This is a genomic window from Stenotrophomonas indicatrix, assembly GCA_041545745.1.
GTDB lineage: Bacteria > Pseudomonadota > Gammaproteobacteria > Xanthomonadales > Xanthomonadaceae > Stenotrophomonas > Stenotrophomonas indicatrix_A.
In genome coordinates this window covers 1,081,037-1,103,087 of sequence record CP168152.1, presented here as the reverse complement: position 1 = coordinate 1,103,087, position 22,051 = coordinate 1,081,037, and the positions used below count along the sequence as shown (strand labels likewise).

The window sequence follows — 22,051 nt, the reverse complement described above, 5'->3', positions numbered from 1 at the left end:
CGGTGGGTCATCGGCAAGGCCCATCCACGCATGGCGTGGATCCACTGACATCGGTGCACCGTTGCCACGTGTGGATACCGATCACCGCCACGTCGCCCCCGGTGGACCCACGCCATGCGTGTATGCCGATCACCGAAGCATCGCCTCTCCAGTAGATCCACGCCATGCGTGGATGCTCTACACCGGAACCACGCCCACAAAAAAGGGACGGGGCGCTTCGGCCCCGTCCCCGCAAGTACCGCCACCGGAGAAATCGGTCAGCTGCGTCGTGCGCAATACACCGCGCGCGGCGGCAGCTGGAGTTCGTTGCCCTGTACCCTCCCGGCATCCGGGCCCGGTACGGCCACCTGCTGCCAGGTACCCGCCGGCAGCGGATGGGTCACCGCCTCGGCCGACAGATTGAAGGCCAGCAGGAGAGTTTCATCTGCAAGCATACGCTCGAACAGCAGCACTGGCTCGGCACTGTCCAGGAACCGGATATCTCCGTGCAGCAGCGCCGGCTGGGTACGGCGCCAGGCCAGGAAGCCGCGGAAGGCCGACAGCACCGACTGCGGATCCTGCGCCTGCACCGCCACGGCCGCCGCCTGGTGCTCGGCCGGGATCGGCAGCCACGGCTTTCCGGTAGTGAAGCCGGCCAGCGGCGCGTCGATCCACGGCAGCGGCGTGCGGCAGCCATCACGGCCCTTGAAGTTCGGCCAGAATGTGATGCCGTACGGGTCCTGCAGCGCCTCGAACGGCACGTCGGCCTCGGCCAGGCCCAACTCCTCGCCTTGGTACAGACAGACCGAACCACGCAGTGAACACAGCAGCGCCACCAGCATCCGCGCCAGGCGCGGGTCGGCCGGATGGCCACCCCAGCGGCTGACCGCCCGCTCCACATCGTGGTTGGACACCGCCCAGCACGGCCAGCCTTCGGTCATCGCCGCTTCCAGGCGCGAAACGGTGTCGCGGATGTAGGCCGCGCTGTAATCGTTGACCAGCAGCTCGAAGCTGTAGCCCATGTGCAGGCGGCCATCCTGGGTGTATTCGGCGGTGGTCGCCAGCGAATCCTCCGAGGAGATCTCGCCCAAGCTCACCGCCCCCGGGTACTCGTCCAGCAGGGCGCGCAGCTGCTCCAGGAACGGCAGGTTCTCCGGCTGGGTGTTGTTGTAATAGTGGTACTGGTAGGCGTACGGGTTGTCCGCGCTGAAGCCGCGGCCGACGCGCTTGTCGGCCGGCTTGGGCGGGTTGTCGCGCAGCTGCGCGTCATGGAAGCAGAAGTTGATCGCATCCAGGCGGAAGCCATCCACACCCCGGTCCAGCCAGAAGCGCACGTTGTCCAGGGTCGCCTGCTGCACCTGCGGGTTGTGGAAATTCAGGTCCGGCTGGTCCACCAGGAAGTTGTGCAGGTAGTACTGCTCGCGGCGCGGCTCCCACTGCCAGGCACCGCCGCCGAACAGCGACAGCCAGTTGTTGGGGGGCGTGCCGTCTTCGCGCGGATCCACCCACACATACCAGTCCGCCTTCGGGTTGCTGCGGTCCTGCCGGCTCTCGCGGAACCAGGCGTGCTCGATCGAGGTGTGACTGAGCACCTGGTCGATCATCACCTTCAGGCCAAGACCATGCGCCTTGGCCAGCAGCCGGTCGAAGTCGTCCAGGCTGCCGAACAGCGGATCGACATCGCGGTAGTCGGCGATGTCATAGCCGAAGTCGGCCATCGGCGATCGGAAGAACGGCGAGATCCAGATCGCATCCACGCCCAGCGCGGCGATATGGTCCAGGCGCTGGATGATGCCGGGCAGGTCGCCTACCCCGTCGCCGTTGGCGTCGAGGAAACTGCGCGGGTAGATCTGGTAGATGACGGCTCCGCGCCACCATGGATAGTGCGACATCGACAGCCCCCCTCCGGGCATGCGGGACCCGCCAGAAGCGGGCTGAAAACCAACTCCCGCAAGCTTAGCGGCGGCCCGGGACGATGGCGCTGCCTGCATACGTATTCACGCCGGACGCAGTGTTCGGCAGTCCGCAGCGGCGGCCTGGGAACCGGTTTCCTCCCCAATTCACAGGCAACGCCTATAATCAGGGATGAGCCTGAAAGCCTGATCGCATGACCATCACCGAAGACACCCGTCCCGCCCTGGGCCTGTCCCAGATCCAGTCGCTTGCCGCAGCCGACATGGCTGCCGTCGATGCCCTGATCCGCCGCCGGCTGTCCTCGGATGTGGTGCTGATCAACCAGATCGCCGACCACATCATTTCGGCGGGCGGCAAACGCCTGCGGCCGATGCTGGTGATGCTGGCCGGCCATGCGGTCGGCGGCGCCGGCCCCGAGCACCACCAGCTGGCCGCGATCATCGAGTTCATCCACACCTCCACCCTGCTGCACGACGACGTGGTGGACGAATCCAGCCTGCGCCGCGGCCGCAGCACCGCCAATGCGCTGTGGGGCAACGCGCCGAGTGTGCTGGTGGGTGACTTCCTGTACTCGCGCAGCTTCCAGCTGATGGTCGAGCTGGACCGGATGTCGGTGATGCAGATCCTGGCCGACACCACCAACCGCATCGCCGAAGGCGAAGTGCTGCAGCTGCTGCACGTGCACAACCCGGACACCGACGAAGCGGCCTACCTGCGCGTGATCGAGCGCAAGACTGCGGTGCTGTTCGCCGCAGGTACCCGCCTGGGTGCACTGGCCAGCGGCGTCGATGAAGCCACCCAGCAGGCCCTGTACGACTACGGCATGCACCTGGGCTACGCGTTCCAGATCGCCGATGACGTGCTGGACTACTCGGCCAACGCCGACGAGCTGGGCAAGAACCTCGGTGACGACCTGGCCGAGGGCAAGGCCACGCTGCCGCTGATCCACGCGATGGCCCATTCGGACGAGGCCACCCGCCAGCGCCTGCGCGCGATCGTGCAGAACGGCGACGCCTCGGCAATGCCGGAAGTGCTGGCCGCGATCCACGCCACCGGTGGCCTGGACTACAGCCGCCGTCGTGCCGAGGAATATGCCGAAGCCGCCGAGCGCGCGCTCGACGGCCTGGCCGACAACGATGCCGTCGCCGCCCTGCGCGGCCTGGCCCGCTACGCGGTACAGCGCTCGCATTGATGAAGGAGTGCCGACCAACGGTCGGCACGGAAACATCGGTGGGTGCCGACCGTTGGTCGGCACTACATGAAACGCTCCTCGAAGAACTCATCCAGCGCCTTCCAGGCCCGCTTCGCTGCACGCTCGTTGTACTGGCAGCCCGGCGGGCTGTTGGCATCACGCTCGGCAAAGCAGTGCACCGCACCGCTGTAGTTGGTGAACTCCCAGTCCACCTTGGCCGCATCCATTTCCTTCTGGAAGCTGCCGATATCCTCGGCGGTCACGCTCCTGTCGTCGGCACCGTTCAACACCAGCACCGACGGATGGCTGCCGCCGGCCTGGGCCGGCAAGGGCGACCCGAGCCCGCCATGCAGGCTGACCACGCCCGCCAGCGGCGCGCCGGCGCGGGCCAGTTCCAGCACCGTGGTGCCACCGAAGCAGAAGCCCACCGCGCCGATCCGGCTGGGGTCCAGCGGTGCCTTGCCCGCCTGCGCCTTCAGCACGGTCACCGCCTCCAGTGCCCGCGCCCGCAGCAGTGGCCGGTCATTGCGCAGCTTGGTCGCCACCGGCCCGGCCTCGGCATCGGTCTTCGGTCGCACGCCCTTGCCGTACACATCGGCCACCAGCACCACGTAGTCATCGCCCGCCAGTTGCTTGGCCTTCTCGATGGCCGATTCGTTCACGCCCTTCCAGTTCGGCACCATCACCAGGCCGGGACGCTTGTCAGCATCTCCATCGTCATAGACCAGCACGCCACTGAAGGTCGTGCCCTGGTGCTTCCACTCCACCGGCTGCGTCTTCATCGCCGCCCACGCTGGCATCGCTGCCAGCCCCAGTACCATCGCCACACCGCAACGCCAACGGTTCATGCGCCTGCTCCAGAAAAAGGGGACGGAGGGGATTAAGCCGTATTCACCCCTCCCGCGTCGCATTCTGCATTGGCGGCGTGACGCAGGTGTGGTTGGATACGACCTGATCCCCTCCGTTCCTTTTCTGCATGAATCTTGTCGAACGCTTTCTGTCTGGACTGACCGCCCGCTTGCCCGAGGACGATGCGCCGCAATGGGCGTGGACCGAAGGCGCCAGCGAGGCCGACCTGCAACGGCTGCGCGCGCAGTGGCCGCAGGTGCCCGACAGCCTGGTAGAGCTGCTTTCGCGCGTGGACGGCACGCACTTCCGCGACTATCCGAAGGGCGAGGTCTGCGTGCTGATGCTCGGCTCGGACGTGGGCGACTACCCGTACTACCTGCGCTCCATCGCGCAGATCTTCGAAGACCAGCGGCAGTGGGACGACAGCATCCGCTCCATCTACGAAGAGTGGCTGGAAGAGGAACCGGAGATCCTCGGTGCCGGCATCGATGCCGACCTGCCGATGAGCTGTCGCCTGTGTTTCTCGCACTGCATGAACAACGGCGGCACCTCGATGCTGTATCTGGATTTCGACCCGGCACCCGGCGGCAGCGTCGGCCAGGTGGTGCGCTACCTGCACGACCCGGACAGCTACGCGGTGATCGCCCCCAGCTTTGATGCGTACCTGCAGCAGTTGATTGATCGCGATTACGCGTTCATCAACGAAGACGAATGAAGGCAGCCGAGCGTGGGCTCGGCTCTACAGTAGATCCACGCCATGCGTGGATGGATTCACGCGGTATCCCGTTGGGGTCAGAGCCCTTTCCTGCGGAAAGGGATCCGACCCCTCAGCCGATCCCGATCCCCGGAATCGCGCTGATGGTGTCCGGGTCGAACCCGGCCAGTTCGGCGAAATGCCGCCCGCGTGCAACGTAATCCCGGTAGGCGCCATAGCTCGGCGCCCCTGGCGACAGCAGCACCACTCCACCCTGCCGGCCCAGTGCGCGACGCGCCAGCGCCACCGCATCAGGCAGATCAGCGGCCGCATGCAGGCCGAAGCGACCGGCATCGGCCAACGGCTGCAGCATCGCGTGGATGCGCGGGCCGTTGCTGCCCATGGTCACGATTTCCACCGGCGGCACGTCATGCGCCATGTGCTGCATGAAGTCAGTCCAGTCCAGGCCACGATCATGCCCGCCCACCAGCAGCGCGATGCGCTGGCCGGCGAAGCACTCCAGCGCCGCAAGGCTGGCATGCGGCGTGGTGCTGATCGAATCGTTGATGTAGGTGAGGCCATCGGCCTCGCCAATCCGCTGCAGGCGGTTCGGCAGCGGTCGGAAATCCTGCACGGCCGGCGCCAGCGCCACCGCGTCCAGGCCCAGCGCCTCCAGTGCGGCCAGCACCGCGCACAGGTTGCCGCGGTTGTGTCGACCCGGCAGTGGCGTATTGCGGGTATCGAACACCGCCTGCTCGCCGCGATGGACGATGTCGCCGCGCATATGCCAGCCCTGCGGCTGGTTGAACCAGACCACCTCGCTGGCGGGCAGCGACAGCGCGGCCAAGTGCGGGTCTGCGGCATTGAGCACGGCAACGCGCGGTGCGGCGCCGGTCACCAGCTGCAGCTTGTCTTCGATGTAGCGTTGTTCGCTGCCGTGCCAGTCCAGATGTTCCGGGAACAGATTCAGCACCACGGCCACCTGCGGGTGCGCACCACTACGCGCGACCTCGCCGGTCTGGTAGCTGGACAGCTCCACCGCCCAGTACGCGGGCGCCGGTTGCGGGTCCAGCACTTCCAGCAGCGGTAGGCCGATGTTGCCGACCAGACCGGTGCGACGCCCGGCTGCGCGCAGCAGGTGCGCGATCAGCGCGGTGGTGGTGCTCTTGCCCTTGGTACCGGTCACGCAGATCGTGTCGCGCACGGTGCCATCGGCATCGGCATGTTCGGCAAACCACAACGCCGTGCCCCCAATGAAGACGGTACCCTGCTCCGCCGCCGCCAACGCGATCGACAGATACGGACTGATCCCTGGCGACTTGATCACCACCTCGAATGAAGCCAGCGCTTCGGCTGTGGGTTCGCCGCGTACATCCAGCGCGCCCTGCGTTTCCGCACGTGCGGCCTCGACCTCGCCGGCCGGGCAGAACAGGCTCAGGCCAAGCGATGGCAGGCGCGCGCGCAGCACTGCAAACGCAGCACGCCCCTCACGCCCCCAGCCCCATAGCGCTACGCGCTTGCCTTCAAGCTGCGAAATCTTCACGCACCCGTTCCCACAGCGTCGCCGGAATACGATGTTCGCCCTGCAACTGCATCAGCGGTGCCAGCTCCAGTTCGGCCGCATCCAGCTGCGGTCGGATTTCATTGCAGAAACGCTTCACCAGCGCGTCTTCCTTCCACTCCGGGCGCTGCGCCAGGGTCGCCATCGCCGCACGGGATTCGCGGCCTTCGCCCACGCATTCGAACGGCTTGTGGTCCTGGAATTCCAGCAGCGCGTCGAAGCCACCGGCCTGCTCGATGTCATCCAACAGGTTGCGGCCGAAGATGCGCACCAGGCGGGTCTTCGGCATGAACGGGGCCAGCGCCAGGAACACGAAGTGGCATTTCGGGCAGACGCCGCACCAGCGGTTCACCGGGCGCTCGCCAAGGATGTGGAAGTTGCGGTTGCAGCTGGAGAAATGCGCGTCGTAGAAATCGCTCTTGGCGAACTGGCGGGCCACCGCCAGCTCCGACATCGGTCGCAGCAGCGAGTAGTACTGCAGGTCGGCGGCCACCTGGTTCTGCACGTACACGCCGAAGGCCTGCTCGAACGCCCAGCCCTTCGACCACTGGTGGTTGACCTCGCCGGTGCCCGGAATCTGGCTGCCGTAGCTGGCCGAACGTTCGTTGGAGAACACCACCTGGTCCACGCCCTGCAGCAGCGCAGCCAGCACCATGATCGCCGAGTTCACCGCAGTCACCGGGATGTGGCCGTTCCATGCGCCCTGGCGGTTGAGCTCGAACAGCTCCGGCGCCAGCGCGCGACCGAGATTCAGCGTCGGCAGCCCGGTGCGCTCGGCACAGGCACGGATCAACTGCGAACCACCAATCCAGGTCACCGTCTCGTCCACGCCGGCGCGACGCAGTGCTTCGATGCTGACCAGCGAATCCTTGCCGCCACCGATGGCCACCAGCGCATGCGCCTGCAGGCCCAGCACCGGTGCCTGCACCGTTTCGCCCTGCACCGGCAGGCGGAAGCGCCCACGCAGGTTCAGGCCGTTGCGATAGGCGAACTCACCCAGGCCGTTGAGATAGATGGTCTCCACCAACGCAGCGGTATCGGCATCGATGCTGTAGCTGTCGATGCTGACCGTATCGGGCACACCGGCCTTGTAGTAGCTCACACCGGCAATCAGGTGCAGCAGCCGCAGCGCGCGCTGCACGGCGTCGGCACGGGCCGGCTCCAGCACGAACGGGGCGCCGGGCACGGTAACGGTTTCCACCATTTCCGGGCCGTCATCGAAGGCGTAGACCAGCTTGGCCACGCCGGTGTCCGCGGCGAATTCGCAGCGGACGAAGCGGAAGCGGGAAACCTGGTGTTTATCGAAAGCAGTCATGGTGAATCCAGTTCAAGCACGGTCAGGCACGTGCCCGCGCGCAGGCGCGGGACGTGTCGGTGGGCGGGTGCAGGGCGCGGAAGGCGGCGATCATTCGATCACGTCCTCGCGCGGCATCGCCCGTTGGTTGTAGGTGTTGGACATCACATAGCCGTAGGCACCGGCGTCGGCGATCAGCATCACATCGTCCGGCGCGGTCGACACCGGCAGCTTGCGGCGCTTGCCGAACACATCGCTGGATTCGCAGATCGGGCCGACCACATCGAACGCTGCTTCGGCGTAACCGCCCTGGCGGCTGAGGTTTTCGATGTCGTGCCAGGCGTCGTACAGGGCCGGGCGCATCAGCGTGTTCATGCCCGCATCCAGGCCGACGCGGCGTACGCCGTCCTTCTCCACCACCTGGGTGGCATGGGTCAGCAGCACGCCCGATTCGGCCACCAGGAAGCGGCCCGGTTCGATCGCCAGGCGGAATGCCGGATGCAGCGCCTTGACCTCGGCCAGGCCCTCGGCCCAGGCGTCCAGGTCGAACGGCTCGTCTTCGTCGCTGTAGGGAATCGGCAGGCCACCACCGATATCGATGGTGTGCACGCTGCCGATACGGCGCGCGAAGCCAGCCAGCTCGTCACACATCAGGCGCCAGTGCTGGGCGGTTTCCACGCCGCTGCCAAGGTGCGCATGCAGGCCGACCACACGGGTGCCCAGCTCGGTGGCCGCGCGCACGAACTCGTCCACGCGCGCGATCGGCAGGCCGAACTTGGAGTCCTTGCCACCGGTGCGGACCTTGGCGTGGTGGCCTTCGCCACGGCCCAGGTCCACGCGCAGCCACAGCTCGCGGTTGCGGAACAGGTCCGGCCAGCGTTGCAGGGCTTCCACGTTGTCGACGGTGACGGTCACGCCCAGCGCGAACGCCGCTTCGTACTCGCTGCGCGGGCAGAAGCTGGGGGTGAACAGCACGCGCTTGGGCGACAGTTCCGGAATGGCCTGGAACACATGCTTCAACTCACCGTGCGACACGCACTCCAGGCCGAAACCTTCGGCTTCCAGCAACTGCAGGATGGCCGGATGGCTGTTGGCCTTGATTGCGTAATAACGCTGGTCGATCGGCTTGATCGCCGCCAGCGCACGGGCACGCGCCCGCACAGTGGGCAAGTGGTAGACGTAGCGCGGGGTGCCGGCATCGGCCAGCTGCAGCAGGTGCGCACGCTGGCCGCGCCACCAAGGCGTACCACGCGGACGCACGGTGCCGGCGATTTCGCGCCAGCGCGGGCCGAACACTTCGGTCTCTTCCACCGGCATCGCGCCGCTGTCGATCAGCTCGGCGTGCAGGATCGGCAGCAGGCCGTCAGCATCGGCCTCGTCGATGACGAAGGTCAGGTTCAGGTCGTTGGACGACTGCGAGATCATGTGCACGCGCTCACGACCGAAGGTCGCCCACACGTCCGACAGCTTGTGCAGCAGCGAGCGCATGCCCAGGCCGACCAGGGTGATCGCCGCGCACGGCACGATCACCTTGACCTTGCAGATCTGCGACAGATCCGCCGACAGCGCGGCCAGCACATCGGTGTTGACCAGGTTCTCGGACGGGTCCAGCGACACGGTGACGTTGGTCTCGGCCGAACCGATCAGGTCCACCGACAGGCCGTGCTTCTTGAACAGGCCGAACACATCGGCAAGGAAGCCGACCTGCTGCCACATGCCGATGCCTTCCATCGACACCAGCACGATGCCGTTGCGGCGGCTGATTGCCTTCACGCCCGGCACCGGCGCGGCGTTGCCGTCGATGCTGGTACCCGGCAGTTCCGGGCGCTCGGTATCGAGGATCGCCATCGGCACGCCCGCATCGCGGCACGGCTTGATCGAGCGCGGGTGCAGCACCTTGGCGCCGGTGGTGGCGATTTCCTGCGCTTCGTAATAGTCCAGGCGGGTCAGCAGACGCGCGTCCGGCACGTCCTTGGGATTGGCGCTGAACATGCCTGGCACATCGGTCCAGATCTCCACGCGGCTCGCGCCGAGCAGCGCACCAAAGTACGCCGCCGAGGTATCCGAACCGCCGCGACCGAGAATGGCCGTGCCACCGTCGGCATGACGCGAGATGAAACCCTGGGTGATCAGCAGGCGCGTGGGCTGGGCGCGGAAGCGCTGCGCCCATTCCGCATCGGCACGCCACTGGCAGTTCACCGACAGGCGCTGCGACCAGTCGCTCTGGTTCGGCTGCGGCGGCAGCGCGTCCAGCCACTGGCGCGCATCCATCCAGCCGAAATCCAGGCCGCTGGCACGCAGATAGGCCGCGCCCAGGCTGGACGACAGCAGTTCACCCTGGCCCAGCACTTCGGCCTGCCAGTCCAGCGGTCGGCTGGGCGCACGCGGGTCGTCCAGCAGGCCCTGCAGCGCGGCCAGCCGCTCGGCCAGAACCTCCGCGCCCAGGCCCAGCTCGTCCAGGAAGGCCTGGTGGCGTTCGACCAGCGCCGCCACGCGATCGCGGCTGTCCGGCGCGCCATCGGCAATCGCGGTCAGTTCATTGGTGACCCCGGACAGCGCCGAAACCACCACCAGAACGCGCGAACCGGTTTCTTCGGCCCGTTTTTTCGCCAGCTTCCCGATCGTGTCCCAACGGTGGCGACGCGACACCGAGGTGCCGCCGAACTTCAGTACGATCCAACGATCGACAAGGGGGGAAGCTGACATGGATAGGCTATGTGTAATGTGGGGAAGCCGCCCTTGGGGGCGGAACCTTCGATTCTAAGCCCAATACACCCGTCAATGACCGCCTACCGCTACCTGCAGCTCGATGTCTTCGCCCACCACCCCGGTACCGGCAACCCACTCGGTGTCGTGTTCGACGCGGATGGGCTGTCCACCGACCGCATGCAGGCCCTGGCCGCCTGGCTGAACCTGTCCGAGACCGTGTTCTTCCTGCGCCCCACCGCTGCCGGCGCCGACTACCACGTCCGCATCTTCACCCCTGCCAGCGAGCTGCCCTTTGCCGGCCATCCCAGCGTGGGTGCCGCCTGGGCAGCGGTCGCCTGCGGCCTGGTGCAGCCACGCGACGGGGCCCTGGTACAGCAATGCGCGGCCGGCCTGCTGCCGGTGCAGGTCACGGGCCCGGCCAACGCGCCCACCATCCGGCTGGCCAGCCCAGCAGCGCGCCTGCTGCCGACAGCACCGGGTGCCGTCCCGGAAGCGCTGCGCGCCGTCATCGCCGAGGGCCAAGGCGCCGAACTCTGGGAAAACGGCCCGCGCTGGTGGCTGCTGCCGCTGCGCGATGCCGACGCCGTGCGCACGCTGGTACCGGACATGGCGGCCCTGCGCGATTGGAGCATGGCCACCGATGCGCTCGGCGTAGCCGTGTTCGCGCTCGACCCCGGTACCGACCATGATCTGGTGGTGCGTGCGTTCTGCCCTGCGGATGCGCCCAACGTGCCGGAAGACCCGGTGACCGGCAGCGCCAACGCGCTGATCGGCGCCTGGCTTCGGCAGCGTAATGCCCTGCCCGGCAAGAACGGGAGCTATGTGGCCAGCCAGGGCCGCGAGGTCGGCCGCGACGGCCTCGTCCAGGTTACCGTCGACGTGCAGGGCACGGTATGGGTCGGTGGTCAGGTGCAGCCGGTGATCGACGGCCACATCCGCTGGTAGCGCCGGGCCACGCCCGGCGGCCTGCCGCGCTGCGCGCTCGCGGGGCATGGCCCCGCGCTACCCTATGCGGCCTGTTTCCTGGAGTCCCCGCCTGATGTCCGCACGCCGTTTCCTGCAGCTGGATGTGTTTTCCCCGCGCCCGGGCGCTGGCAATCCGCTGGCTGTCGTGCTCGATGCCGAAGGCCTGGACGACGCGGCGATGCAGGCCATCGCCCGCTGGACCCGCCTGCCTGAAACGACCTTCGTGTTCCCCCCGCAGGCCGCCGGCGCCAGCTACCGGCTGCGCATGTTCAGCCCGCAGAAGGAAGTGCCGTTCGCCGGTCATCCCAGCGTCGGCACTGCCCATGCAGCGCTGCAGGCAGGCATCGCCATGCCGGTCGACGGGATACTGATACAGGACGGCATCGCCGGGGCGCTGCCACTGCGCGTGACCGGCGAAGGCGCACAGCAGCGCATCGCCATCCGTACGCCGCGTGCACAGCTGGCCGAGACCGCGGCAGCCAACGATCCGCGCCTGCAGCCCGCCTTGCAGGGCTGGCCGCTGGGTGCGCTGCCGCCGGCCCGCATGCAGGGCGGCCGCAGCTGGTGGGTCGTACAGGTCGCGGATGAGGCAGCGTTGCGCGCCCTGAACCCAGACTGGGATGCGATCGCCACGCTGGCCGAATCGACTGACAGCATGGGCGTGTTTGCCTATGCCTTTGCCGATGGCAGCGAAGGTTACGACCTGGCCGTACGCGCCTTCGTCGGCAATGGACGCCGCTTCGAGGATGCTGCTTCAGGCGCGGCCAACGCCGTGCTGGCGGCTTGGTTGGACCTGCGCGATGCCCTGCCGCGCGGCCGCCAGCCCTTCGAAGTCAGCCAAGGCCGCGAAGTCGGCCACGATGCGCGCCTGACCCTGTTGGTCGATGAAGACGGCGAGGTCTGGTCCGGTGGACAGGTGCAGACGGTGATTTCCGGCACCATCGACTGGTGACTGCCCACACGCCGTAGCGCCGGGGCCATGCCCGGCGTCTTTCCGCTGCGCTCGCCGGGCATGGCCCGGCGCTACCGCCTTCTCAGCCCAGCTCAGCTTCCAGACTGATCGGCACTGCGCTCAGTGCCTTCGAAACCGGGCAGTTCTGCTTGGCGTCATCGGCAATCGCACGGAACTGGGTCGCATCGATTCCCGGCACCACCGCCTTCACTTTCAGCCGGATCTGCGACAGCTGCGGGCCGCCTTCCATCGACAGATCGACCTTGGCTTCGGTATCCAGCGAGGTCGGGGTGAAACCGGCTTCGCCGAGCTTGGCCGACAGCGCCATGGTGAAGCAACCGGCGTGCGCGGCGGCGATCAATTCTTCGGGATTGGTGCCCTTTTCATCACCAAAGCGGCTGTTGAAGCCGTAGCGGGTTTTGTCCAGAAGACCACTCTGCGGCGTGCTCAACTGGCCCTTGCCCGACTTCAGGTCGCCTTCCCAATGCGCCGTAGCGTGTCGCGAGATTCCCATGTCCTGCTCCGTTGTAGCTGTGATGAACCGATACCCTGGCACGCGCCGCGTTAGCCCTGCGTCGCCTCGCCGCATGCGGCGCGCCTGTCCCGAGCCAGCGAGTGGACACTTCTTCACCAGCAATCCGACGATTTTTCCCTTGTTTTCAGTCATTTCGCCCATCCATTCGAAAACAAGGACATCGCGATGCAGTGCACCACGGCGCCTGCTTCCCCCACTGCCGGCCATGTACTGAATCGGCCTGGATATGAAAAAACATGCACTTTCAGCGCTCCAGGCTATTGGCGGCGCCCGAGAGTTGCCCTACATTGCGCTTGCCGACGGGGTTCGGCGCCGACCAAACAACCAACCGTTCACGGAACAGGAAACCATGGCAAAGACCGCTAAGAAGGCTGCCCCGAAGAAGGCAGTGAAGAAAGTCGCGACGAAGGCAGCCGCCAAGCCGGCCGCTCCGAAGCCGATCAAGGAAGTGCTGACCAAGTCGGGCCTGGTTGCACACATCGCTGAAGTCTCCGGCGTTGTCGCCAAGGACGTCCGCGCTGTGCTGGCCTCGCTGGAAGGCGCTGTCGCCGCTTCGGTGCACAAGAAGGGCGCAGGCTCGTTCACCCTGCCGGGCCTGCTGAAGATCAGCACCGTCAATGTGCCGGCCAAGCCGAAGCGCAAGGGCATCAACCCGTTCACCAAGGAAGAGCAGTGGTTCGCCGCCAAGCCGGCCACCACCAAGCTCAAGGTTCGCCCGCTGAAGAAGCTCAAGGACGCTGCGCTCTAAGCGCGCGCCCTGCAGCGGATACCTGACGGGACGGCCTTGGCCGTCCCGTTTTTTTTTGCCCGCACCCACGCACGCACTGCAGTAGATCCACGCCACGCGTGGATGCCGTTCCCTGCGACCCCGCAACACAGCGTTTCCCGCGCCCACGCAATCACCTGCACAGGCCCGTCGCCCATGGCCTCACCGCTGTTTTTCCAGTGCAGCAACGAACCGGGTGGAACACTGCGTGCAGCCCCGGCCATCGCCGCCGGCCAATGCCTTGCCTAAGGTGGACACATTCCTCCCCACCAGCGCGAGCACCCCCATGGCCAGCCCCTCCACCCGCTACCGGATCTCGGTGACCCCGATCGAAAAGGACGGGCACCAGTGCACCGGGCGCTGCACCATCGAACTGGAACATCGCGCCAGCCGCGACCTGATGCGCCTGCTGGAATCAGCCCCGCGCACGGCCGGCCTGAGCGGCGATGAGCGTGCCACCCTGGTGGTGGCCACCCAGTTGCTGCGTGACATCGTGCAGCGCTATGCCGACACAGACGGCCATGCGCTGGCGGCGATCGCCGCACAGGTGCTGCCGGCATTGGATGCATTGGAGCAGCTTCCCTCTTCGCGCTGAGCCGCCCCCGACCGCTACACTGCCGCCTTCCAGGTCGCCTCGGGGAGGAGGCAGACATGCGCGGTTTTATTTCCTTGTTGATCCCACTGCTTGTGGTGGGGTGTTCCAACCCACCCCCTCCAACCGAATCCGCCACCTCGGACTCAGCCGCCGCTGCAACCGCCCCTGCCGTGCAAACGACGAAGGCGGCATCGGAAGCAGCTACAGTCGACGCGATCGCCATCGACCCGCTGTATGGCGCCGTTGCCATCGGCAGCGAATCGCCCGCGGGAATGCTCAACCGCTACATGCTCGACCTGCTCAACCAGAACAAGGCGCGCAGCGATGCGGCCTGGGCCTATGCCCCGGCCGACCCGCGCCATGCTGACGACGCCGTATTGCGCCTGCTGCCCGACGTGCGCAATCTGCGCCTGGACAGTGACGTGGCGGTGCCACGCGACGATGGCCAGCCGCCGCACCTGCTGGAAGTGCCGGTGAAGATCCGCGCGGTAACCGCCGAAGGCACCTTCCGCTACCACGGCTGGTATCGCGTGCAGCCCAGTGCTGACGGTCGCGCCTGGCAGATCCAGTCGGCCAGCCTGCAGCCAACGCTGGACTGAACCGTTGCAGCCGTGTGTACCCGCGATTCAGCGGGCAAAGCTACTCTGTAGGCCTCTTCGATCCTTCTTCGGTCACCGCCATGCGCCTGCGTTCCCTGATGACCCGTCTTGCCGCCTCGACCGTGCTGATTGCTGCCGCGATCGGTGCGCAGGCCGCCCCTTCGATCTCCGGTCGTGAACTGGCGGTTGGCGCCAGCGACGTGCAGCAGTATCTGGACGGCAGCTTCCCGCGCACCCAGGACGCACTGGGCGGCCTGATCGCGCTGACCATGAGCCACCCGCAGCTGAGCCTGCCGGCAGGCGAACGATTGAACCTGGGCATGGACGTGGCGCTGGCCACCGCGGGCGGCAATCCGGCCACGCTGGGCACGGTGAAGCTCAGCAGCGGCCTGCGCTATGACGCGCAGACCCAGGGCTTTCACCTGCAGCAGCCGACCGTGGATGATTTCACCCCGGCCAACCAGGGCGGCCGTCTCGACTCGCGTACCCGCGGCCTGCTGAACGCATGGCTGAGCGACTACGCCCAGCGCGAACCAATCTACAAGCTGGACCCGGCCGTGGCCGGCCTGCTCGGTGCCCTGCAGGTGCAGTCGGCGCAGGTGAAGAACGGCAAGCTGGTGGTGACCTTCAACCAGGACCTGGGCAACCTGGTGCCGGCCGGCGTGCTGGGCAAATAAGGTAGTGCTGGCCGCTGGCCGGCAATACTTTCACGCACGTGCCGGCCAGCGGCCGGCACTACCAGCACAACGTCACGCCGCCAGCGCTTTCACCAGCGCCTCGCTGAAGGCCGGAATGTCGTCCGGCTTGCGGCTGGTGATCAGGTTGCCGTCCACCACTACTTCCGCGTCGCGCCAGCGCGCGCCGGCATTGGTCAGATCCTGCTGCAGCGACGGCCACGACGTTACCTCGTGTCCCTTCGCCAGCCCGCTGTTGATCAGCAGCCAGGGGCCGTGGCAGATCGCCGCCACCGGCTTGCCGGCATCGGCCACGCCGCGGATGAAGTCCAATGCCGCTTCATTGGTGCGCAGGGTATCCGGATTGATCACGCCGCCGGGCAGCACCAGCGCATCGAAGCGGCCGGCATCGGCCTCATCCAGCGGCTGATCCACGGCGACCGGATCGCCCCAGTCCTTGGCCTTCCAGCCCTTGATGCTGGCCTCTTTGGCCGGCGAGACCACGCTCACCCGCGCGCCCTCTGCTTCCAGCAAGCGCTTGGGCTCGATCAGTTCGGATTGTTCGAATCCGTGCGTCGCAAGGATGGCGATCTGCTTGCCGCGTAGACGCTGTGCCATGTCGTGCTCCAGATGAGGGGGAGCGGACAGGGTGGGCGAATGCGCATTGAACGGCGGTGACCCTGCCGTGCACGGCGGGTGCAGAAACGCGCGGGTAGCGCCGGGCCATGCCCGGCGGCTTCTGATTCCGCCCGCGCTTCGCGCTCGCCGGGCATCGCCCGGCGCTACCGGATCAGCGCTTGGGCTGCAGCATCGTGCCGGTGCACTTGGGCGAGCCGCAGCGGCACTCCCAGATCTTCTTCAGCTTGGCGGTATGCCGCTCGGCCAGGGTGATGCCGTAGTTGTAGGTCAGTTCTTCACCGGCCTTGATATCGCGCAGTGCCTCGATGAAGACCTTGTCGCCGCGGCTGTCACCGTCTTCGTCTTCCTCGATCACCGCTTCGCAGTTCGGGTCGCAGCTGTGGTTGATCCAGCGCGCGTCGTTGCCTTTGTAATTGGCATCGATCACCCAGTCATCGTTGAGGGTGAACAGGAAGGTATGGCCACTTTCCACATCGCCACTGTCATCGGCATCGACATCGCCGTGGCTGCGCAGCAGGCCCCTGTACTGGATCACGCGCTCGCCCTGCTTGATCGGGGCCACGGAAAACACACCGTTGCCGTGGATGGCGGACTTGCGGGCTTGGATCTTCTTGGGCATCGGCAAGAGACGTTTGCAGCGAAAGGAACGTTGATTCTCGCCCATTCCGGGTGATTGCGAAAATCACCCCCATGCCCCAGCATGTCGCCCCGTCGGCCGCCCTCGGCCGCCGACCCGCAGCCGGCCCCAAGCGCCCGCTGAATGGCCGGGTTGGATGCCGGCGAATAAAAGCGTACAATTTCAGTCCGCTTTAAGAACCACTCGCATCCCATGTTGCGCGTCACCAAGCTCACCGATTACGCCACCGTCGTACTGACCGTGCTCGCCGCCCGTCCGGGCGAGGTGCTCAGTGCCACCGAGCTGGCCGAATTCACCGGTCTGGAGCCGCCCACCGTCAGCAAGGTGCTCAAGCCACTGGCCCAGGCCGGCCTGGTCGAAGGCCTGCGCGGTGTCCGCGGCGGCTACCGGCTGACCCGTCCATCGATCGAGATCTCGCTGTTTGAAGTGGTCGAAGCCATGGAAGGGCCGTTGGCCCTGACCGAGTGCAGCCACGACCACCACCAGTGCGGCATGGCGCCCAAGTGCGGCGCGCGCAGCAGCTGGCGGCTGATCAACGACGTGGTCTCCGAGGCCCTGCGCGATGTCAGCCTGGCGCAGATCCTGCCCCCTCTTCCCCTTGTCGACGAAGAACAGCGCCGCACCATCGCTGTCGACGTCGTCTCCTGATCCGTAGGCAGCCCCCCATGGCCACCGAAACCATCGAAACCGTCGCCAGCGACGACACCCCCAACCGCGAGATCCATGAGCAGCTCGGGCGCAAGTATGCGGCCGGCTTCATCACGGACATCGAATCGGACTCCCTGCCGCCGGGCCTGGACGAGGACACCATCCGCGCCCTGTCGGCCAAGAAGGAAGAGCCGGAATGGATGACGCAGTGGCGCCTGGACGCCTACCGCCACTTCCTGACCATGCCGATGCCGAATTGGGCCAAGCTGCAGATCGCCCCGATCGACCTGCAGGCGCTCAGCTACTACTCCGCGCCGAAGGGCCCGAAGTACGCCTCGCTGGATGACGTGCCGAAGGAACTGCTGGACACCTACGACAAGCTGGGCGTGCCGCTGCACGAACGCGCCAAGCTGGCCGGCGTGGCCGTGGATGCGGTGTTCGATTCGGTCTCGGTGGGTACCACCTTCCGCAAGGAACTGGCCGAGAAAGGCGTGATCTTCTGCTCGATGTCCGAAGCCATCAAGGAACACCCGGAACTGGTGCGCCAGTACCTGGGCACCGTGGTGCCGGTCGGTGACAATTATTTCGCCGCGCTCAATTCGGCGGTGTTCTCCGATGGCAGTTTCGTGTTCATCCCCAAGGGCGTGCGCTGCCCGATGGAACTGAGCACCTATTTCCGCATCAACGCTGGCCACACCGGCCAGTTCGAACGCACGCTGATCATCTGCGAGGACAAGGCGTACGTGTCCTACCTGGAAGGCTGCACCGCGCCGATGCGTGATGAGAACCAGCTGCATGCCGCCGTGGTCGAGCTGGTGGCGCTGGAAGATGCCGAGATCAAGTATTCCACCGTGCAGAACTGGTACCCGGGCGACGAGAACGGTGTCGGCGGCATCTACAACTTTGTCACCAAGCGTGCCGAATGCCGTGGCGCGCGCAGCAAGGTCACCTGGACCCAGGTCGAGACCGGCTCGGCGATCACCTGGAAGTACCCGTCCTGCGTGCTGCTGGGCGACGACTCGGTCGGTGAATTCCACTCGGTGGCGCTGACCCATCATCGCCAGCAGGCCGACACCGGCACCAAGATGATCCACGTCGGCAAGCGCACCAAGAGCAAGATCATCAGCAAGGGCATCAGCGCCGGCCGTGGCCAGAACACCTACCGCGGCCTGGTGAAGATCGACCGCAATGCCGACGGCGCGCGCAACTACACCCAGTGCGATTCGCTGCTGATCGGCAAGCAGTGTGGCGCCCACACCTTCCCCTACATCGAGGTGAAGAACCCGGGCGCCACCGTCGAGCACGAGGCCACCACCTCGAAGATCTCCGACGACCAGCTGTTCTACTGCCGCGCCCGTGGCATCAGCCAGGAAGACGCGGTGTCGATGATCGTCGACGGCTTCTGCAAGCAGGTGTTCCGCGAACTGCCAATGGAATTCGCGGTGGAAGCCAAGAAGCTGCTGGAAGTCTCGCTGGAAGGTTCGGTGGGCTGATCGCCCGCACTGCCCTCGCACAACGCATTCTTTTTACCGGCGGGCCCCGGCCCGCACCACGGAAACCCCACCATGCTGAAGATCGAAAACCTCCACGCCCGCATCGGCGACAAGGAAATCCTCAAGGGCCTGTCCCTGGAAGTGAAGCCCGGCCAGGTGCACGCCATCATGGGCCCCAACGGCGCCGGCAAGTCCACCCTGGGCAATGTCCTGGCCGGCCGTGACGGCTATGAGGTCAGCGAAGGCAGCGTGCAGTTCGAAGGCGTCGACCTGCTCGACCAGGACCCGGAAGCACGCGCCGCTGCGGGTCTGTTCCTGGCGTTCCAGTACCCGGTGGAAATCCCCGGCGTGAACAACACCTACTTCCTGCGCGCCGCGCTGAATGCACAGCGCAAGGCGCGCGGCGAGGAAGAACTGGATTCCATGCAGTTCCTCAAGCTGGTACGGCAGAAGCTGGCCGTGCTGCACCTGAAGGACGAACTGCTGCACCGTGGCGTCAACGAAGGCTTCTCCGGCGGCGAAAAGAAGCGCAACGAGATCTTCCAGCTGGCCGTGCTCGAGCCGAAGTTGGCGATCCTGGACGAAACCGATTCGGGCCTGGACATCGATGCACTGAAGAGCGTGGCCGACGGCGTCAACGCGCTGCGCAGCGCCGACCGCTCGTTCCTGGTCATCACCCACTACCAGCGCCTGCTGGACTACATCAAGCCGGACGTGGTGCACGTGCTGGCCGATGGCCGCATCGTCAAGAGCGGCGGCCCGGAGCTGGCGCTGGAACTGGAAGCGCACGGCTATGACTTCCTGAAGGACCGGGTCGTGCCCGAGGCGGCGGTCTGATGAGCGCCCTGCTCGATTCCATGGCCCAGGCCTTCTGCGGCAGCGATGCGCGCCGCGAAGTGCTCGACAGCGTGCTGCGCGACGGCCTGCCCGGCGCACGCAGCGAAACCTGGAAGTACACCTCGTTGCGCCAGCTGGAGCGTCGCAGCTTCGCGGCTGCTCCGCTGGCGCCGGCGCTGCTGGATGCCGCCGTGCTGGAGGACATTCCCTCGCCGCGCCTGGTTTTCGTCAATGGCCGCCTCAACGACGCGCTGAGCGACGTGCAGGGCCTGCCGGCCGGCGTGCAGCTGGAGACGTTGTCCTCCGCACTGGCCGCTGGCGAGGATGCCGTACGCTTCCTCGGCCGCCGCTATGAGCGCAGTGACGAAGTATTCGCCCGCCTCAACGCTGCCCTCGCCGATGAAGGCGTGGTGCTGCGCGTGGACGACGGCGTGCAGGTCGAGGCGCCGCTGCAGCTGGTGTTCGCCAGCGTCGCCGGCGACACCGATCTGGCCTGGCACCATCGCCACCTGATCGAACTGCGTGCCGGCGCCAGCCTCGGCGTGGTCGAGCACCGCTTCAGCGTCGGTGATTCGGCGCACCTGGACAACACCGTGCTGCACGCCCACGTCGCCCGCGATGCGGTGCTCAAGCACGCCCGCGTGCAGGCGGGCAGCGCGCGCCAGACCAGCTTCCTGCGCACCGACGCGGTGCTGGCCAAGGACGCGCAGTACCACCGTGTGGACCTGGAACTGGGTGCAGCGCTCAGCCGCCACGAACTGAACGTGCGCCTGGAGGGCGACAACGCCCAGCTGACCGCCAATGGCGTGCTGCTCGGCAACGGCCGTCGCCACGTCGATACCCGCCTGGGCATCGACCACATCGCCCGCGACACCAGCGCCGAGCTGCAGTGGCGTGGCGTGGCGGCGAACCGCAGCCGCGTGGTGTTCCATGGCGGCATCCAGATCCGTGCCGGCGCCGATGGCACCGACGCCAACCTGTCCAACAAGAATCTGCTGCTGTCTGCCGACGCCGAAATCGATACCCAGCCGACGCTGGTGATCGACGCCGACGAAGTGAAGGCTGCACACGGTGCCACCGTCGGCCAGCTCGACGCCAACGCGCTGTTCTACCTGCGTTCGCGCGGCCTGCCGCAGGCCCAGGCACAAGCGCTGCTGAGCGCCGCGTTCTGCCACGAGCCGCTGAGGGTGCTGCCGGAAGCGCTGCGCGAACAGCTGGCACGCCGGCTGGACAAGGCCCTGGCCGAGGCGGGCGTGGCATGAACCTGTCCACCCCGCGTCCGATCGAAGCACCCGCCGACGCGCCCGACTGGGCGCGCGTGCGCCTGGACTTCCCGCTGCTGATGCGCGAAGTGCACGGCAAGCCGCTGGTCTATTTCGACAACGCCAACACCGGCCAGAAGCCAGTGCAGGTGATCGGCGCGGTGGACGAGTTCTACCGCCGCTACAACGCCAACGTCAGCCGTGCGGTGCACGCGCTGGGTACCGAGGCCACCGACGCCTATGAGGGCGCGCGCAACAAGCTGGCCCGTTTCCTCAACGTGCGCAGCAACGATCTGGTGCTGTGCAGCGGCACCACCTTCGCGATCAATCTCGTTGCCTACTCCTGGGCCCTGCCGCGGCTGAAGGCTGGCGACGTGATCCTCATTTCGCGCATGGAGCATCACGCCAACATCGTGCCGTGGCAGCTGGTCGCCCAGCGCACCGGCGCGACCATCCGCGTGGCCGAGATCACCCCCGACGGTGCGCTGGACCTGGATGCGCTGCGCGCGGCGATGACCCCCGAGGTCAAGCTGCTGGCCGTGGCCCACGTCTCCAACGTGCTCGGCACCATCAACCCGGTGCGCGAGATCTGCCGCGAAGCGCGCAAGCGCGGCATCGTCACCGTAGTCGACGGCTCGCAGGCCGCACCGCACCGCAAGGTCGATGTCACCGCCATCGGCTGCGACTTCTACGCCATCACCGGCCACAAGATGTGCGGCCCGACCGGCACTGGTGCGCTGTGGGCCCGTCGCGAGCACCTGGACGCGATGCCGCCGTTCCTGGGCGGCGGAGAGATGATCAAGGAAGTCAGCTTCGACGGCACCGTGTTCAACGACGCCCCGCACAAGTTCGAAGCCGGCACGCCCAACATCGCCGGCTTCATCGGCCTGGGCGTGGCCGCCGACTATCTGCAGAACGTCGGCCTGGACCATGTGGAAGCGCGCGAAGCCGAGCTGCTGGCGCACTTCACCGAAGAGCTGCGCCGGGTGGATGGCCTGCGCATCATCGGCGAGGCACCGGAGAAGGCCGCAGTGGTGTCGTTCCTGATCGACGGCGCGCACGCGCACGACCTGGCCACGCTGCTGGATTTGGAAGGCGTGGCCGTGCGTTCCGGCCAGCACTGCGCGCATCCGCTGCTGCAGTACTACGGCGTGGCGGCGACCTGCCGTGCCTCGCTTGCGTTCTACAACACGCACGAAGAGATCGAGCGGTTCATGACCGCGTTGACGAAGGTGCGGAAGTTGCTGGGCTGAGCC

General features: G+C 66.7%; 21 protein-coding genes. 13 read left to right on the top strand and 8 right to left on the bottom strand.

Going from position 1 to position 22,051, the window contains the following annotated elements; translation table 11 throughout:
* Positions 1-257: 257 nt before the first annotated feature.
* Positions 258-1,871, bottom strand: a complete 1,614-nt coding sequence (locus ACEF39_RS05105; RefSeq protein WP_500287172.1) for an alpha-glucosidase family protein — start codon at positions 1,869-1,871, stop codon at positions 258-260.
* 215 nt (positions 1,872-2,086) lie between these two features.
* Here ACEF39_RS05105 and ACEF39_RS05100 point away from each other — a divergent pair, with 215 nt between their 5' ends.
* Positions 2,087-3,085, top strand: coding sequence for a polyprenyl synthetase family protein (locus tag ACEF39_RS05100; protein WP_483022942.1), 999 nt, complete (start codon positions 2,087-2,089; stop codon positions 3,083-3,085).
* A 62-nt stretch (positions 3,086-3,147) separates the two neighbouring features.
* Here the strand turns inward: ACEF39_RS05100 and ACEF39_RS05095 are convergent, their stop codons facing one another.
* Positions 3,148-3,933, bottom strand: a complete 786-nt coding sequence (locus tag ACEF39_RS05095) for a dienelactone hydrolase family protein (protein WP_500287171.1) — start codon at positions 3,931-3,933, stop codon at positions 3,148-3,150.
* Positions 3,934-4,061: 128 nt separating this feature from the next.
* Between ACEF39_RS05095 and ACEF39_RS05090 the strand changes: the two genes are divergently transcribed.
* Complete coding sequence (locus ACEF39_RS05090; RefSeq protein WP_500287170.1) at positions 4,062-4,649, top strand: SMI1/KNR4 family protein; 588 nt, start codon at positions 4,062-4,064, stop codon at positions 4,647-4,649.
* 112 nt (positions 4,650-4,761) lie between these two features.
* Here the strand turns inward: ACEF39_RS05090 and murD are convergent, their stop codons facing one another.
* From murD to ACEF39_RS05075, 3 genes are all read right to left on the bottom strand, one after another.
* The gene (gene murD / locus ACEF39_RS05085) at positions 4,762-6,171 is read right to left on the bottom strand and encodes a UDP-N-acetylmuramoyl-L-alanine--D-glutamate ligase (protein ID WP_500287169.1); all 1,410 of its coding nucleotides are present in this window, start codon (positions 6,169-6,171) and stop codon (positions 4,762-4,764) included.
* Entirely contained in the window at positions 6,152-7,504 is a 1,353-nt protein-coding gene (murL, locus tag ACEF39_RS05080; protein WP_500287168.1) for a UDP-N-acetyl-alpha-D-muramoyl-L-alanyl-L-glutamate epimerase, read from the bottom strand. The genes murD and murL overlap by 20 nt, the downstream gene beginning before the upstream one ends.
* A 90-nt stretch (positions 7,505-7,594) precedes the next feature.
* Entirely contained in the window at positions 7,595-10,189 is a 2,595-nt protein-coding gene (locus ACEF39_RS05075; protein WP_500287167.1) for a bifunctional aspartate kinase/diaminopimelate decarboxylase, read from the bottom strand.
* A 75-nt stretch (positions 10,190-10,264) separates the two neighbouring features.
* Between ACEF39_RS05075 and ACEF39_RS05070 the strand changes: the two genes are divergently transcribed.
* Both ACEF39_RS05070 and ACEF39_RS05065 read left to right on the top strand, forming a co-directional pair.
* A complete protein-coding gene (locus ACEF39_RS05070) occupies positions 10,265-11,137 on the top strand; it encodes a PhzF family phenazine biosynthesis protein (RefSeq protein ID WP_500287166.1) in 873 nt (290 codons plus the stop codon).
* Positions 11,138-11,231: 94 nt separating this feature from the next.
* On the top strand, positions 11,232-12,110 hold the full coding sequence (locus tag ACEF39_RS05065) for a PhzF family phenazine biosynthesis protein (RefSeq protein ID WP_500287165.1): 879 nt from the start codon (positions 11,232-11,234) through the stop codon (positions 12,108-12,110).
* 82 nt (positions 12,111-12,192) lie between these two features.
* Here ACEF39_RS05065 and ACEF39_RS05060 read toward each other — a convergent pair whose 3' ends face one another.
* A complete protein-coding gene (locus ACEF39_RS05060; RefSeq protein ID WP_019659396.1) occupies positions 12,193-12,624 on the bottom strand; it encodes an OsmC family protein in 432 nt (143 codons plus the stop codon).
* Positions 12,625-12,994: 370 nt separating this feature from the next.
* Between ACEF39_RS05060 and ACEF39_RS05055 the strand changes: the two genes are divergently transcribed.
* From ACEF39_RS05055 to ACEF39_RS05040, 4 genes are all read left to right on the top strand, one after another.
* Complete coding sequence (locus tag ACEF39_RS05055) at positions 12,995-13,393, top strand: HU family DNA-binding protein (protein ID WP_500287164.1); 399 nt, start codon at positions 12,995-12,997, stop codon at positions 13,391-13,393.
* Positions 13,394-13,697: 304 nt separating this feature from the next.
* The gene (locus ACEF39_RS05050; protein ID WP_500287163.1) at positions 13,698-14,006 is read left to right on the top strand and encodes a DUF3861 family protein; all 309 of its coding nucleotides are present in this window, start codon (positions 13,698-13,700) and stop codon (positions 14,004-14,006) included.
* A gap of 170 nt (positions 14,007-14,176) precedes the next feature.
* The gene (locus ACEF39_RS05045; protein ID WP_500287162.1) at positions 14,177-14,605 is read left to right on the top strand and encodes a hypothetical protein; all 429 of its coding nucleotides are present in this window, start codon (positions 14,177-14,179) and stop codon (positions 14,603-14,605) included.
* Positions 14,606-14,685: 80 nt separating this feature from the next.
* Entirely contained in the window at positions 14,686-15,282 is a 597-nt protein-coding gene (locus tag ACEF39_RS05040; protein ID WP_500287161.1) for a YceB family lipoprotein, read from the top strand.
* Positions 15,283-15,354: 72 nt separating this feature from the next.
* Here the strand turns inward: ACEF39_RS05040 and ACEF39_RS05035 are convergent, their stop codons facing one another.
* Together ACEF39_RS05035 and ACEF39_RS05030 are read right to left on the bottom strand one after the other, a co-directional pair.
* Positions 15,355-15,897: a type 1 glutamine amidotransferase domain-containing protein gene (locus ACEF39_RS05035; RefSeq protein WP_500287160.1), complete on the bottom strand. Its 543-nt coding sequence runs from the start codon at positions 15,895-15,897 to the stop codon at positions 15,355-15,357.
* 172 nt (positions 15,898-16,069) lie between these two features.
* Entirely contained in the window at positions 16,070-16,537 is a 468-nt protein-coding gene (locus ACEF39_RS05030; protein ID WP_500287159.1) for an SET domain-containing protein, read from the bottom strand.
* 210 nt (positions 16,538-16,747) lie between these two features.
* On the opposite strand from ACEF39_RS05030, the gene ACEF39_RS05025 reads away from it, so the two are divergent.
* From ACEF39_RS05025 to ACEF39_RS05005, 5 genes are all read left to right on the top strand, one after another.
* Positions 16,748-17,203 (top strand): SUF system Fe-S cluster assembly regulator, encoded by a 456-nt coding sequence (locus ACEF39_RS05025; protein ID WP_025873978.1) that lies wholly within the window; start codon positions 16,748-16,750, stop codon positions 17,201-17,203.
* Between the two features lie 17 nt (positions 17,204-17,220).
* Positions 17,221-18,696, top strand: a complete 1,476-nt coding sequence (sufB, locus tag ACEF39_RS05020) for a Fe-S cluster assembly protein SufB (protein ID WP_500287158.1) — start codon at positions 17,221-17,223, stop codon at positions 18,694-18,696.
* A gap of 72 nt (positions 18,697-18,768) precedes the next feature.
* Entirely contained in the window at positions 18,769-19,533 is a 765-nt protein-coding gene (gene sufC / locus ACEF39_RS05015; RefSeq protein ID WP_025873980.1) for a Fe-S cluster assembly ATPase SufC, read from the top strand.
* Entirely contained in the window at positions 19,533-20,795 is a 1,263-nt protein-coding gene (sufD, locus tag ACEF39_RS05010) for a Fe-S cluster assembly protein SufD (RefSeq protein WP_500287157.1), read from the top strand. Before sufC ends, sufD begins: the two co-directional genes overlap by 1 nt.
* On the top strand, positions 20,792-22,048 hold the full coding sequence (locus tag ACEF39_RS05005; RefSeq protein WP_089239368.1) for a cysteine desulfurase: 1,257 nt from the start codon (positions 20,792-20,794) through the stop codon (positions 22,046-22,048). The genes sufD and ACEF39_RS05005 overlap by 4 nt, the downstream gene beginning before the upstream one ends.
* Positions 22,049-22,051 lie beyond the last annotated feature (3 nt).

What these genes read in the sequence shown, in the direction of transcription:
- ACEF39_RS05105 (WP_500287172.1), bottom strand. Translation starts at nt 1,871, where the DNA reads ATGTCGCACTATCCATGGTGGCGCGGAGCCGTCATCTACCAGATCTAC.
- ACEF39_RS05100 (WP_483022942.1), top strand. Translation starts at nt 2,087, where the DNA reads ATGACCATCACCGAAGACACCCGTCCCGCCCTGGGCCTGTCCCAGATC.
- ACEF39_RS05095 (WP_500287171.1), bottom strand. Translation starts at nt 3,933, where the DNA reads ATGAACCGTTGGCGTTGCGGTGTGGCGATGGTACTGGGGCTGGCAGCG.
- ACEF39_RS05090 (WP_500287170.1), top strand. Translation starts at nt 4,062, where the DNA reads ATGAATCTTGTCGAACGCTTTCTGTCTGGACTGACCGCCCGCTTGCCC.
- murL (WP_500287168.1), bottom strand. Translation starts at nt 7,504, where the DNA reads ATGACTGCTTTCGATAAACACCAGGTTTCCCGCTTCCGCTTCGTCCGC.
- ACEF39_RS05075 (WP_500287167.1), bottom strand. Translation starts at nt 10,189, where the DNA reads ATGTCAGCTTCCCCCCTTGTCGATCGTTGGATCGTACTGAAGTTCGGC.
- ACEF39_RS05070 (WP_500287166.1), top strand. Translation starts at nt 10,265, where the DNA reads ATGACCGCCTACCGCTACCTGCAGCTCGATGTCTTCGCCCACCACCCC.
- ACEF39_RS05065 (WP_500287165.1), top strand. Translation starts at nt 11,232, where the DNA reads ATGTCCGCACGCCGTTTCCTGCAGCTGGATGTGTTTTCCCCGCGCCCG.
- ACEF39_RS05060 (WP_019659396.1), bottom strand. Translation starts at nt 12,624, where the DNA reads ATGGGAATCTCGCGACACGCTACGGCGCATTGGGAAGGCGACCTGAAG.
- ACEF39_RS05055 (WP_500287164.1), top strand. Translation starts at nt 12,995, where the DNA reads ATGGCAAAGACCGCTAAGAAGGCTGCCCCGAAGAAGGCAGTGAAGAAA.
- ACEF39_RS05050 (WP_500287163.1), top strand. Translation starts at nt 13,698, where the DNA reads ATGGCCAGCCCCTCCACCCGCTACCGGATCTCGGTGACCCCGATCGAA.
- ACEF39_RS05040 (WP_500287161.1), top strand. Translation starts at nt 14,686, where the DNA reads ATGCGCCTGCGTTCCCTGATGACCCGTCTTGCCGCCTCGACCGTGCTG.
- ACEF39_RS05035 (WP_500287160.1), bottom strand. Translation starts at nt 15,897, where the DNA reads ATGGCACAGCGTCTACGCGGCAAGCAGATCGCCATCCTTGCGACGCAC.
- ACEF39_RS05030 (WP_500287159.1), bottom strand. Translation starts at nt 16,537, where the DNA reads ATGCCCAAGAAGATCCAAGCCCGCAAGTCCGCCATCCACGGCAACGGT.
- ACEF39_RS05025 (WP_025873978.1), top strand. Translation starts at nt 16,748, where the DNA reads ATGTTGCGCGTCACCAAGCTCACCGATTACGCCACCGTCGTACTGACC.
- sufB (WP_500287158.1), top strand. Translation starts at nt 17,221, where the DNA reads ATGGCCACCGAAACCATCGAAACCGTCGCCAGCGACGACACCCCCAAC.
- sufC (WP_025873980.1), top strand. Translation starts at nt 18,769, where the DNA reads ATGCTGAAGATCGAAAACCTCCACGCCCGCATCGGCGACAAGGAAATC.
- sufD (WP_500287157.1), top strand. Translation starts at nt 19,533, where the DNA reads ATGAGCGCCCTGCTCGATTCCATGGCCCAGGCCTTCTGCGGCAGCGAT.
- ACEF39_RS05005 (WP_089239368.1), top strand. Translation starts at nt 20,792, where the DNA reads ATGAACCTGTCCACCCCGCGTCCGATCGAAGCACCCGCCGACGCGCCC.